This window comes from Nostoc sp. DSM 114159, from assembly GCF_053470285.1.
This window is the reverse complement of sequence record NZ_JBPFEH010000001.1, coordinates 1,082,817-1,095,643: the sequence shown is the minus strand read 5'-3', so window position 1 is coordinate 1,095,643 and position 12,827 is coordinate 1,082,817. Positions and strand designations below refer to the sequence as shown.

The following is a 12,827-nucleotide window of genomic DNA, read 5'->3' as shown; positions in this document are numbered from 1 at the left end:
CAAATAAATGTGTCAGGGCTTTACTAATTTACTAAAACAAATGTACTATTTTTGATGAGATTACACAAGCCTCAAAGAAACTGAGTCAAAACTATGAGTGTGTCATTTGTTACAATTTGTGGGCGATCGCTGCAATTTAACCCATATTAAATATCAAGAATCCAATATCAATGTATGTAGCATTCATCCCCTGTTAAAAGCCTATCCTAATTTAGAATTACTTCACATACGCGGGCGTATGCTTGAGAGGATGTTTGGAAAGTATTAAAGGAATCTATTAAGCGAGTCTTCTCAGCATTAACCGAATCATTGCAATTTGTACAAATGTTTCATGCGTTTGCGGTAAAATTTCGTAGTCTTTACTTAAACGACGATACCAATTAAACCCTCCCATTGCTACGTTCAACAACCCAGCGTTTGGGTAGTAGGACAAAACCCTTCGCATCAGCTGGACGACGTACAACCTCTAAAATCCAACGGTAAGTGTCTATAACCCATTTCATAAATCCCTGACCCTGATACCCCGCATCAACCCAAATACAAACCAGGCGATTTAAGCGATCGCTAATTCTCTGCTTCGCTTGCGCGAATAATTTCTTTGCACCGGCTTGGTCAGATTCGTAAGTAAAAGTGACTACGACCATCAATACCAATCCGAGAGTGTCAACAAGCAAATGCCGTTTACGTCCTTTCACCAGTTTGCCGGAATCAAAACCAACTTCAAGTGATACCATCCCCGTGTGATTGGTGAACGCGACCCGAATAATCCCTTTCATTGGCGATGGGCATTCAATTGGAAAGAGAAGATAGACAGGGCATGGAAAAGCAAAAGTATAGGCTCAATTCCCCCTGGTGCTGTCCCTATGATTCGTCTAATGCAACAACAGGGGGCAATTAGGGAAGATATTATCGCCTTTATCAAAAAAGCGAAAACCAAAAAGCCATCACTAAAATTGGATGTCTGCAAAAATTTTGATAACACAAAAATAAAACCAGTTCTTCCAGATGATGCGGCGATCGCTGTAGTACTTTTCGCTGGTGGCGGCGGGATTGAAGCGGGGATGGTTCAAGCCGGGATTCGCCCAGCCATTGCAGTGGAGTTCGACCCCACAAAACCAGATTTGAGCAGGGCGATCGCTCTCAACCATCACCGTAACTTTCATGAATATGGCTGCAAAATCATTCAGCTAACAGTTCAAGAAGTAGCACGGTTAGGATTTCTAGGTTTTAAGAGCCGCCCCGATTACCTCCACGCATCCCCGGTGTGTGCCAACTTCAGTCAAGCTCACACTGCAAAAGCGGGTATTGCGCTTGAAACGGCTGACGATTTGAGTGCAGCGATCGCAGTTGCAGAAGCCATCCGACAGTTGCAGCCACGGGTGTTCACTCTCGAAAATGTTCCGCGTTATCAGAACAGTCAGAGTTTCAGTATCATCCTGTCAGCTTTGGAGCAAGAGGGGTACTCGGTCGATTACAGCGTGGTCAACATGGACAAATTTGGACTACCCCAGGCGCGGCGGCGGTTAGTCCTGGTTGCAAGCAAGGGTTTTCACGTTGCCCTACCTTTGGGGACTACACCTTGTGGTTGGTATGGGGCGATCGCTCATCTCATTCCCATGATGACCGATTCTCAACTACTCCCTAAAAAACGGCAAGCGGTAGAACAATTTCTGACGGCTAACGAACCAACACCACTGCTGATACAAAGAGTTGGGGGGCGTGCAGAGTCCAAGTATAAACCTGCACACTTGCCCTGTAACACTATCTTGCGATGCCTGCGGCGGGCTGCGCCTACGCACTTCACAGATCGCAAAGGCTGCAACCGTAGTAAGTTCGCTGATATCTGGTTGCCAAATGGTACTGTCAAGTCTTTGTCAATCCAAGGAGCGGCGAAGTTACAAGGTTTTCCCGATTGGTACGAATTTCCCAGCGAGGCAGCAACGGCGGGGTCAATCATTGACTACTCTGTACCACCCAGTTTTGCCGCGCAGTTATTTACTCACATACAGAAAAATGAGTTATCTCAAAAAGATTAAGGGTAAGTAATTCGGATTAACTACCAACAGTTTTGAAATCATTTTAGTTAAAATGCCCTAATTAAAGTGCCTAGAGTTGGCGTACCTAAAACTGAAGAAGCTAAATTCCCTGGGATATTCCCATCAATTATCCAGCAGTCAATCCCTAAACTAGAAATAGTCAAAAACTCCTCAACTTTCTTAGCCATCCCGCCAGTAACATCTACTGATTTGCTCTTGCCCAAGAAAGGTTTAATCCGAGAATAGTTAGCTTGAGTAATATTGGAAACTACTTGCCCATCTCGATCGTATACACCTGCATAATTTCCAACATTTATGAGTCGAATTTTAAACTTACCTTGAAGATAGAAGTATTTCGCTAGTTCTGCAAGCATTGCATCTGTCGAGAGGACAGTACCACCAATAGCTCGATCTAGAACGACATCACCAAAAACTAAAGGAATCAAACCTGTTTTTAGACTACTTTCTATTACATTAAAGTCACTCTTCAATAGTTTCTTATTATGAGTAATTATCATAGTAATAGGTGGCAAACTTATTACTGGTAAACCTGCTTGTAAAAAACTTTTAGCTAGGAGGGAATTTAAATCTAAAGCATCTTGGTGAACTAAGCAAAACCCTAATTTTTCTTCATCACATGAAAAACCATTAATTGTATTATATTTATTCGCTGATTGGTGGGCAAAAGAACCAGCACCGTTACCAATAATCAGTTTCAGATTAGGATTTTCATGTTTGATTAGGCTCACTTGCTCAACCAGTTGTGTTATAACTTCTCTTCGAGCAGTATAAGGTTTATCCTTATCAGTAATTAAGGAACCTCCTAGCTTCACTAATACTAATTCCATAATCAAATATTAAATGAGGAAAGACATAAAATTATATGAAACTAATTGTAAACAAAAAAATCAAAATTACTAGTAATTTCAACGCAATTTAACAAAACGCATGAAAGTCAACAGTAAATTTTGGTTACAAAATAATGCAGCAAATGTTGTTACATCTACGTTGCCAATGGATAGCTGGAAGTTGGGATAATTTTTGCGATTCTATCTTTAACTCTTTTATTAAACCTCAAACTGATAAATTTGATACTTTAATTTTCAGGTTCAGCTATTATTCGCTGTTTAACCTTTACTCTAAACCCAATGCCGAGTTAAAAATGCACAAAGCGAGTAGTATTGCGGTCAAGCCTGTCGTGAAGCACCGCAAACTACTACAATGGCGGCGATCGCCTTGTTAGTTGGAGCTAAAAGTTTTCAATGACTACAGGCTCAACTGGTTGGGCAATTTCAAAATTGAAAATTCGTGAATAAAAGTAAAGTTCTGCTGACAAAGAACGCTTGATGTTTGCGGCTTTGCGGAAACCATGTTGTTCACCCTCAAAAGCAACATAAGCCACAGGCACACCTTTTGTTCTTAGCGCTGTAACCATTGCTTCAGTTTGATTGGGCGGAACTACTCGATCTTCTAATCCCTGGAAAAAAATCATTGGGCAGTCTAGACGCTCACTAAAGTTAATTGGCGATCGCTGTTGATAAATCTGACGCTGTTGTGGATAAGGGCCAATCAGACCATCCAAGTACCGTGATTCAAACTTATGTGTATCCCGAACTAAAGCTTCCAAGTCACTGACACCAAAATAGCTGGCTCCTGCTTTAAAAGTATCTCGGAAAGTTAAGGCACAAAGCGTTGTGTAACCACCTGCACTCCCGCCGGAAATGCTTAGACGAGCGCCGTCTACATCTCCCCGTGACACTAAGTAACGCGCACCAAAAACACAATCATCCACATCTACAATTCCCCAGTTTCCAGAAAGCCGTTGCCGATACTCCCGCCCGTACCCTGTACTGCCACCATAATTTACATCCAAAACCGCTATTCCTCGGCTAGTCCAATACTGAATGTTAAAATTGAGACTACTAGAAGTTGCTGCGGTGGGGCCACCGTGACTTTTGACAATCAAGGGCGGTTTTTCAGTCTCAGGAGCCGTATAGTCACGGTTTCGAGGTGAGTAGAAAAGGGCGTATGCTGTTTTGCCATCAGATGTTTCGTACTCAATGGCTTCAGCTAAAGAAAGATAACCAGCATCAATAGTTACATCACTAGAATACCGTAGTACTTCTAGCTCTTTAGTTGTCAGATCCAAACGGACAATTGCTGTTGATTGAGTTGGCGAGCTGGCGCGAAAAACTACCTGTTTAGAGGTGGCGTGCAGAGAGCTAATATCTGTGTAGGGCGTATTTATTAGTTCTAAGTTACGTGTTAGTGTATCAAGGCTTGCTAAATACCAAATGCCTTGCTGGGTATAAGTACAAATAATCTGGTTGGCAGACCCAAAAGCATAAGTGGACATCCCAAAATTCCATTGCGGCTGACCAAATTCTGCTTCCATTTGAGTTAGCGCTTCTACATTTTCATCTTGCCAACGATATATATTCCACCAACCTGTACGGTCAGAAACAAAATACAACTGACCATCTGGCGACCACTGGGGCTGAAAAATAGACTCATCTAAATCCCCAGCAATTTTTTGAGTATTTCCCAAAGAACCATCTGCCTTTAATTCCCCAACCCATAGTTCAGTCCCATCCCAAGGCATATTAGGATGGTTCCAAGTCAGCCAAGCTAAACGTGAACCATCCGGGCTCAGGCGAGGCGAAGCATAAAAGTCATTTCCAGATACTAATAGTTGGATTTTACGATCTTTGTCTAGTTCCACGCCGACTAAACTATTACTCGCCTCCTTTGTCACATCTGTATGATCTTCATACACACAAATAATTCGGTTGTTTTGACGATCGAAAACACCGTCTGCATAGCGTGTGGCAGCTATTGGGGTGATGGCTTGCGGTTCTCGATCGCTCTGTTGATAATATAGGCGTTGATCGCTAAAGTTGGAAAAGTAAACAGTGCCATTCACCACAAGAAAGGAACTGCCACCATATTCATGCACACGAGTACGCACATTGAAGCCACTAGGCGTGAGGGACTGGATTTCACCATTTGCACCCCGCCGCACTATGACATTTCTACCTGACTCTGATGGTCGTAACTCACTCCAGTAAATCTCTTCGCCACAGAGGGCAATTTGTCCCAACCCAATTATACTTGCGGTAATTAAGTCTGTTGTGATCGGCGATCGCCAACATCCGTAAGACGCTACTTCTGCTTTCATCACGCTCTATTCTGCTCCCTGTTCCCAAGAATCATACATTGTCTGTAGAGGCAAAACTCTGGCACACCCACTTATACTAATCCGTAATTCGTAATCCTAGCCTCTAGCTAGCAGCAAGCTACGTAATTGAAAGTTCTTTGATATAAATATTTTAGGCAACCAGATCGTTGGCGTCAGCTCTCACTGCCGGCCAACGGGTGCAAGACTCAAAGGAGGCCACTTGTATAAGAAAAACTGCTCTGAGCAAGGAGTTCAGGGCAGCACTTGAAAAGCGAAATAAAATAGGGGACTTTTAAAGCGTTGTCTCTTGGTTTATACATAATTCCTTTGGTATGTAATATTCTTCTTCTTTTGTTTTGTGTTTTTATGCAAAACTAACCAAAAATCTTGAAACTGCCGTCACACAAGAGTTAAGTGCCAGCATCAACACCATCCCTTCGGTAAGCAAGTCAGATGCGTGTAGACCATTGGTTTAGATTTGCCACTGAAGCGGTATACAATCATCACCCCTTCAACTCCATACAGGGGCGATCTGCGCTCTCACCCAACCGCGACTGCAATTCATACAGCGATCGCATAAAGCACTGCATGAGGTTAATCACTCCAAAATCTACTCTCATCACTACCGCTATCTCCTAATAAGTCTTAATTAACCTGGCAGATAGTGCTGTTGACTGCTACTAACTTGACGATTAAGAGAGACAGAATCAGCCGCAGATATACCAGAGAAATATCCGTCTTTTGAACCACACGATGGTAACGCCATTTGTTTAACTTTCACATTCTTTAGATATGCTTCTAACTCAGATTCTAGTTTTTCATAGAGCGCTTGCACGATAATGGCGGGTACTGCAACTGATTCAGTAGTTCCAGCAATCCCTTGATTTTTCTGTCGATCGCGATTCTCAAGAATCCTACTTACAAGTCTATTAGCAGCACCTAACTTAAAAGCATTTCTAAAAGTGCGATTGCCTTGGGCTTGTTTTGCTAATCGTTCAATGGTTTGTTCAAGATACTCAAACTGAATCCGAGTAGAGACGATATTCACTTTTCGCCCTAAGATAATCATTTTAGACCCGCTATGGTAGTGTCTAGCGATCGCACAGCAGTAATTCCCCCAACAAACACCACTTAGTAAAATAAATTTCCATGAGGTCATGCGTTTGAACTGGCGAATGACTTCTTCTTCTAGTGGTTGAGGTGTCCAATCTTGAAGTGAGGCGATCGATAAATTGTGCCGGGTTAGGATTTCTTGGGCTTTAGCTGCGGCGGCGCTTGCCTCTGCCTCGTTGGGAGATTGACTAAGTGCGAGTAGTTTTCTAATTTTGTCAGCGATTTTTTCTAGTTCTAACATCTGTGTCTGCATTCGTATCACTCAAGCAAGTTTTGAAAGTAAACATCCTTTTTAATATACTTGTGTAAAATGAAAAATGTAGCTAATTTTTATTCATACATAGCAAGCTTTGTAGCAATTATTCCTGCTAAAAACGGATATTCGCGATCGAGCCATGATTACTGAAAATGATGATTCAGTCGATGCAGTGAATAAACTAGTGAGAAAAATCTCTATTAAAGAAACCCAGCTAAAAATAGCCCAAGAATCGAATCTTATTCAGACTGCTGAAGCGTTAGAAAACCACCTATCCCAATTACAACAAGAATTGGGAGATAGTTAAGACACACAATTGCAATCATTGATGAGCTTTTGAAATGCTTACGACGGTAATTGAAATTCGCGGGAGAACGGCTGCGGTCAGAGATTGCTACAAACTCGAACTCAGCACAAGCGGCTTTCTTCAATCTGCTGCACTACAATTGTTAGATATCAGAAATGAACAAACTAACACTTTTACTATCTTTAGATAGTTTAATCATTCGCTCAAAGCTTAGTCCTAATTTTTTAAGCAGCTTTGCTGAATCATAATTGTCCGGTGTAGTGATAGCGACAATACGAGTTAAGCCGAAGGTTCTTCTCCCATACATCATGACAGCAGAAGCAGATTCATAGGCGTATCCTTTTCCCCGGAACTTAGGAAGAAAGGCAAACCCAACATCCACATCCTCCAAGGAATCTCTTTTTATCAAACCGCAAATTCCAATCGAGACGCTCTTCCCCTTTAGCTCAACCAAATACAGCCCGAAGCCGAAACGTTCATACATAGCAACCGGATTATTCAAAATATATTCACGAGCATCATTAAGAGTTCTTACACCTTTATCACCAATAAAGCGCAACCACAAAGGGTCATTCAATATCTCAAGAATGAACTCGCTATCTTCAACTGTTAGCCGACGAAGAACTAAACGCTCTGTTTCAAGAATTTTCATAGTCGAACACCTTGTTATTGATGTCTAACTATTTATTATATGAGCACGGGATAGGACATAATTTACAGCACTTTGCAAGTAAATGAAGTACACATTTTAATATGATAAATCTTGTGGGGTGGGCATCCTGTCCGCCCTTCTGTACTTCATTCAGATGAAATGTGCTGTATAATTACAAGAAATAAAATATCAGTTTACCAAAGTATAAAATCCATTTATCCCAATACTGATGCCAAGCATAGCAATTCAAAACAGCGATCGGATTTACTGGTAGCTGACAAATGCTTAAAAAATCAAAACCTCATTTTGGCCCGACTCCTGCTCGAAACTCGATTTTTCGTCATGATTCTGATTATTGTTGAGTGGTTTTACTAAACTCCAATCGATTGTTTATAACCTTACTTCTCCAATTTTTAGATTCCTGCTCAACCTTGATTTTTATTTTTCCTCTGCCTAAAGTGACAAAAGCGGTTGATGGACGATATGTCCGCGATGGATGAAAGAAACGGAATAAAAAGTAGGGAAAAAGTTTATACTCGCATTGTGTCTTGACAGTTAAGACCGTTCCCTCAATGGTGCATCTTCGCCCGTACAAAAGCGTGGTTCTAGGTTGTGACGGCGATGGCATTGGTGAAGCGTTGAGACGCTATCCCGTTTAGAAGACTGTATAATTCCGTCAACCTGGGTCAAGGCACACTCTCAACTTTGATATTGCTTGAGACTAGGGGAACTAAAATGAAGAAAAAACAGAAGTCTTCAGTTCCGAATCGCCAATCTCTAGGTGGCGCATCCAAGCTTAATCCGATTCATCCTCATGCTGCTGGTATTGACATTGGTTCCCAGCATCATTGGGTTTGCGTACCGCCAGGGTGTGCTAACGAATGCGTCCGGCGTTTTGGTTGTTACACTGCTGATTTATACGCTATTGCTGATTGGTTGGCTCTTTGTGGAGTTGAGACAGTGGCAATGGAATCAACAGGTGTTTATTGGATTCCATTATTTCAAATTCTAGAGACTCGGGGCTTTGAAGTCAAACTTGTGAATGCTCACCATGTAAAAACGTTGCCTGGACGCAAAACAGACGTTTTAGACTGTCAATGGTTGCAACAGTTGCATAGTTATGGGTTATTATCAGGTTCTTTTCGCCCAGAAGACGAAATCTGTGTTTTACGTAGCTATATCCGTCAACGTGATAGTCTCATCAGAACTGCCAGTGTTCATATTCAACGGATGCAGAAAGCTTTAACTCAAATGAACATACAACTGCATCAAGCAGTCAGTGATATTACAGGCACTACAGGTATGGCAATCATACGAGCTATCGTTGCTGGGGAACATGATCCAAAAGTTCTTGCAGCCAAAAAACATCACCGTGTTAAACGTAGTGAAGCAGAAATTGCTGCTGCGCTTGAGGGTGATTACCGAAAAGAACATTTGTTCGTCTTGCAACAGGAGCTACATCTGTATGATGTCTACCAATCCCAAATTGCCGAATGTGACCGTCAGATTGAGGAATGCTTAAGTCAATTTAACGACAAAATTGATATTTCCCAGTCGCCCCTTTCTCCACCCAAGCATATTCGCCACAAACCTCAAGGTAATGAACCTAACTTTGATTTGCGTACTCACCTTTACCGCATGAGTGGAGTAGATTTTACTCGTGTTGATGGTCTTGGTGTACTCACTGTGCAAATTATTCTTTCTGAGGTTGGTTTAGACCCCAGCCGATTCCCCACAGTTAAGCACTTTACCTCCTGGCTTGGCCTTTGCCCTGGTAGTCGCATTACTGGTGGCAAGATTAAAAGTTCTCAAACTCGCCCAGTAGTCAACCGCGCTGCCAACGCTTTCCGTATGGCAGCACAAACTGCTGGAAAAAGTAATTCGGCTTTGGGTGCTTTTTACCGTCGTTTACGTTCTCGCCTTGGCTCTCCTAAAGCTATCACTGCTACTGCTCATAAGATTGCGCGGCTTTTTTACAAACTTTGGACATCTGGAGGAGATTACACCGATCCTGGTATGGATTATTATGAGCAGCGTTATCGTGAGCGTATGGTTAATAATCTCCACAAAAGAGCCCAGGCTTTTGGTTTTGAGCTTATTCCTCAGCCCTCAGAAAATCTGGTTTCTTAGAAGAGGGATAATTAGATAACTAGCCCACTTACTTAATTTCAAGGGTGATGGTTAAGTTTGAGGAGGTTTGCCCTGATGAGTTTGCTCAAGTTTACAAATAAAATCTAGTATGAATGATGTAAATTTCTCAGGATACCAGAGTCCCCATTCGTGAAATCCTTCTTTTACAATAACTAATTTAGAGCCGGGAATAATTGCCGCCATTTCTTGGGCGTTACTTAATGTCGTAGTTAAGTCTTTTTCTGACCATACTAGCAAACAAGGAGCTTGGATTTTTGGTAGTAGATGGCTGATATCTTCGTATAAAGAAATTAGCAATCCTTGAATGACATTTTTTGTATTAAATAACAAGTTATAGGAGAAAACCAAAGGAATATCAACTAATTTTAACCTGAGTCTTGGCAGAAACAGTTGAGCGGTCATTTCGATTGCCCTTCGCGGGATCATCTCCGGTATAGATGGTGTAGGAATTCCAGTACTATCTATCAGAATTACACTTCTGACTTTTTGTGGAACAAGTGTACATAAAGTAATAGCAATACCGCCACCGAATGAGTGTCCTACTAGATGAAATTCTTGTAAATCTAAAACTTCCAAAAATGAAAGGAGAAATTTGCTATAGCTAACGTAATCAGAAATTAGACCAGAGTAAGTCGATCTTGCAAAACTGGGCAAGTCAGGAGCAATTATAGTATAGTGCTGTGCTAGTAGTTCCAGCACTTCTTGATAAGGCTCAGTAGAGATTCCCCAGCCGTGTAGCAATAGGATGGGGGTTGAACTCGAATCCAACTTACTTTGCTGATAAAAAATAGTGCAATCTTGTAAATCGACCTGATGATTAGTTAATTGAGAGTTCAAAACCACAACCTCATTTACCATAACTCGGTAATTTATTTCTACTGTTATATAACAGTAGCAAGCCCACAGGGTTGACGAAACTTTCTCAAGGCTTATATAAAATCGAATTCGGAATTAATAAACTTAAATTAGTAGCACTTTCAAGAGAAAGATCTGTTGCCTAATGAAAGAAGAATTGGTATTACTGATCGCGGGGAAACCGCCGCATCATCTTCTGCAATGGCACAGCCTAGTCATCTGGCACATACACAACCTCGCCCGACATTGCCATCTGGCCATTGCACTGGAACCATCGGCAGTACCTTCGGATCTTCCGGGAAACGCTGGGTCAACGTTCCGTAATCATCGGAGAATTTTAACGACAGCGGCATTGTAAAAACCAAATGGCAGTTGAGCTTTGTCAAAAACTCCCCCTGAACCACAAACAAGTATACCTGTTGCGGACGACCCCACGGCTTAATCCGGTTATCTATGCGCTCTAGGAGTTCACGATTAATCGCCTCCAGTAGTCTGGTCTTCTGTGGCCCCAGGTATTGGTTGAGTTTCCCCCGCAGTTGAGGATCGCTTTTGGTTTTAGTTGTGATTTCACTAATTCCCAATGCTAAGGAGAATTTCTCTTTTTCTGCTGAGAAACAAACATCGCCTACTGGTGTTTTTACCCTTAGCCCTGTCATACCAATTCACTAAAAGTGTGATACAGATAAAATAGGAATAAATATGAACGGGTGAAAATGGCTGGAATCACCAAAGTTGAAATCAAAGAATCAGTCCAAGAGTTGCATGAACTGCTCTTAAACCAGAAAACAGCATCAAGCCGCGAACGAATTCAAGCTTTGTATTTGCTGAAAATGGGCCAGGTGAGAACGGTACAGGATGCAGCTGTAGTTGTGGGCAGAGAAAGGGTGACGGTGCAAAGATGGCTCTCAATTTATACAAAGTCAGGAATAAATGGTCTGTTGTCAGTAAACAAGAGTACAGGGCGACCGCCAATTATTAATGGTTTGGCTAAAGAACAACTTTTAAAAGAACTTGAACAGCCAGAAGGATTTAAAAGTTATGAGGAAATCCGAACATGGTTGAAAGCGGTGGAAGGAGTAGAAGCGTCATACAAAGTAGTACACGATACAGTACGTTATCGAATGAAAGCGAAGTTAAAAGTACCAAGAGCAGTAGGGATAAAACACAATGAAGAAGCAGAATTAGAATTTAAAAAAAACTGCCACAATACCTAGAAGTCATTAGAAAACACGCTATAGAGCCAAAAGATAAACACAAAAGAATTAGATATTGGTGTGGTGATGAAAGCCGTGTAGGATTAAAAACAGAATTGGGGAGGCTGATTACGCTTTGTGGCATAAAACCTATCGGCATCATGCAATGGAAGAGAGAAAACTTCTATTTATACGGGTTAGTAGAACCCTTAACTGGCGAGTATTATATTTGGGAATTCTCTCATCTCAACACAGCTTGTTTTAACATTTTTTTAGAACAGTTTGCTGCTACATATTCGCAAGATATACATATTATTCAATTAGATAACGGTGCTTTTCATTTAAGCCAGACTCTTAAAATTCCCGAAAATATTATTTTCTTATTTCAACCTCCACATACTCCCCAAGTCAATCCAATTGAACGTTTATGGGAAGAAGTCAAAAGAAATCTAAGTTGGGAATGCTTTGCTAGTTTGGACGAGTTAAGAACAGTTATCTGGCAACGTCTTGAGGAATTAAACACATCAATTGTTGCTTCTATTACAGGTTGGGGTTTTATTCTGGATGCTTTATTTGTATCAGGCTTTTCGTGAATTGGTATGACTTAATAAAAATTAATATATTCTGCTAAATTACCTTCAAAAAAGCCATACAACCCTTACTAGATAAGAGAAATAAACATTATTTACTAGTTATTTATGGGTTTAGAACTGATTCGGGCTTTTGAGTTTTATTTTCGAGCTTAGTTTTGATATCTAACTAATAATTTGGCATAACAGATACTGAAGAACCAAAACTATTAAACCTTAATGCTCCTAGAAAGTTTTCTAGAGGCATTAAGGTAAGGTTTCGTTAAATTATAGAGTTAAATATAGTGCTTGAATGAAAGTCTACATCCAGAGTAGTTAGTCAATTTCACCTTTGGGTAAAGAGCAAATGAATATTAGATGCAATTGTATGAAGACAAGGTTTAGTAAATTCAATTGGCAATACTTGCTGATTATACACCTCTTGCTTGGCTCACTTTGATTGCGCTTTGCTTAACAATATATACAAAAAATCCAAGCTCCTTTCAAATGTTCTAAA

General features: G+C 41.1%; 11 protein-coding genes and 2 pseudogenes. 6 read left to right on the top strand and 7 right to left on the bottom strand.

The features are described from left to right. Window positions 1-277: 277 nt before the first annotated feature. Window positions 278-719: pseudogene (locus tag ACR5KR_RS04305) on the bottom strand (transposase); the annotation flags it as partial. Between the two features lie 144 nt (window positions 720-863). Between ACR5KR_RS04305 and ACR5KR_RS04300 the strand changes: the two are divergent. Next, on the top strand, window positions 864-2,036 hold the full coding sequence (locus tag ACR5KR_RS04300; RefSeq protein WP_448265596.1) for a DNA cytosine methyltransferase: 1,173 nt from the start codon (window positions 864-866) through the stop codon (window positions 2,034-2,036). A 47-nt stretch (window positions 2,037-2,083) separates the two neighbouring features. Here ACR5KR_RS04300 and ACR5KR_RS04295 read toward each other — a convergent pair whose 3' ends face one another. Then, window positions 2,084-2,884, bottom strand: coding sequence for an isopentenyl phosphate kinase (locus tag ACR5KR_RS04295; RefSeq protein ID WP_448265595.1), 801 nt, complete (start codon window positions 2,882-2,884; stop codon window positions 2,084-2,086). A 134-nt stretch (window positions 2,885-3,018) separates the two neighbouring features. Here ACR5KR_RS04295 and ACR5KR_RS04290 point away from each other — a divergent pair, with 134 nt between their 5' ends. Continuing rightward, complete coding sequence (locus tag ACR5KR_RS04290; protein WP_448270433.1) at window positions 3,019-3,279, top strand: hypothetical protein; 261 nt, start codon at window positions 3,019-3,021, stop codon at window positions 3,277-3,279. A gap of 6 nt (window positions 3,280-3,285) precedes the next feature. On the opposite strand, the gene ACR5KR_RS04285 is transcribed toward ACR5KR_RS04290, so the two are convergent. Both ACR5KR_RS04285 and ACR5KR_RS04280 read right to left on the bottom strand, forming a co-directional pair. After that, window positions 3,286-5,214: a S9 family peptidase gene (locus ACR5KR_RS04285; protein WP_448270088.1), complete on the bottom strand. Its 1,929-nt coding sequence runs from the start codon at window positions 5,212-5,214 to the stop codon at window positions 3,286-3,288. 649 nt (window positions 5,215-5,863) lie between these two features. Next, a complete protein-coding gene (locus ACR5KR_RS04280) occupies window positions 5,864-6,580 on the bottom strand; it encodes a DUF2786 domain-containing protein (protein WP_448265594.1) in 717 nt (238 codons plus the stop codon). A gap of 142 nt (window positions 6,581-6,722) precedes the next feature. Between ACR5KR_RS04280 and ACR5KR_RS04275 the strand changes: the two genes are divergently transcribed. Then, window positions 6,723-6,890 (top strand): hypothetical protein, encoded by a 168-nt coding sequence (locus ACR5KR_RS04275; RefSeq protein WP_448265593.1) that lies wholly within the window; start codon window positions 6,723-6,725, stop codon window positions 6,888-6,890. 142 nt (window positions 6,891-7,032) lie between these two features. Here the strand turns inward: ACR5KR_RS04275 and ACR5KR_RS04270 are convergent, their stop codons facing one another. Next, window positions 7,033-7,542: a GNAT family N-acetyltransferase gene (locus tag ACR5KR_RS04270; RefSeq protein WP_448265592.1), complete on the bottom strand. Its 510-nt coding sequence runs from the start codon at window positions 7,540-7,542 to the stop codon at window positions 7,033-7,035. 735 nt (window positions 7,543-8,277) lie between these two features. Here ACR5KR_RS04270 and ACR5KR_RS04265 point away from each other — a divergent pair. Further along, complete coding sequence (locus ACR5KR_RS04265; protein ID WP_448265591.1) at window positions 8,278-9,672, top strand: IS110 family transposase; 1,395 nt, start codon at window positions 8,278-8,280, stop codon at window positions 9,670-9,672. A 51-nt stretch (window positions 9,673-9,723) separates the two neighbouring features. Here ACR5KR_RS04265 and ACR5KR_RS04260 read toward each other — a convergent pair whose 3' ends face one another. Continuing rightward, on the bottom strand, window positions 9,724-10,551 hold the full coding sequence (locus ACR5KR_RS04260; protein WP_445627603.1) for an alpha/beta fold hydrolase: 828 nt from the start codon (window positions 10,549-10,551) through the stop codon (window positions 9,724-9,726). Window positions 10,552-10,790: 239 nt separating this feature from the next. Next, window positions 10,791-11,204 (bottom strand): annotated as a pseudogene (locus ACR5KR_RS04255) (ATP-binding protein); the annotation flags it as partial. A 57-nt stretch (window positions 11,205-11,261) separates the two neighbouring features. Here ACR5KR_RS04255 and ACR5KR_RS04250 point away from each other — a divergent pair. Continuing rightward, the gene (locus ACR5KR_RS04250) at window positions 11,262-11,762 is read left to right on the top strand and encodes a helix-turn-helix domain-containing protein (RefSeq protein ID WP_448265554.1); all 501 of its coding nucleotides are present in this window, start codon (window positions 11,262-11,264) and stop codon (window positions 11,760-11,762) included. Continuing rightward, window positions 11,747-12,334 carry an IS630 family transposase gene (locus ACR5KR_RS04245; protein ID WP_448270054.1) on the top strand — a complete coding sequence of 196 codons (588 nt, stop codon included), beginning with the start codon at window positions 11,747-11,749 and terminating at the stop codon, window positions 12,332-12,334. Before ACR5KR_RS04250 ends, ACR5KR_RS04245 begins: the two co-directional genes overlap by 16 nt. The last annotated feature ends 493 nt before the right edge of the window (window positions 12,335-12,827 follow it).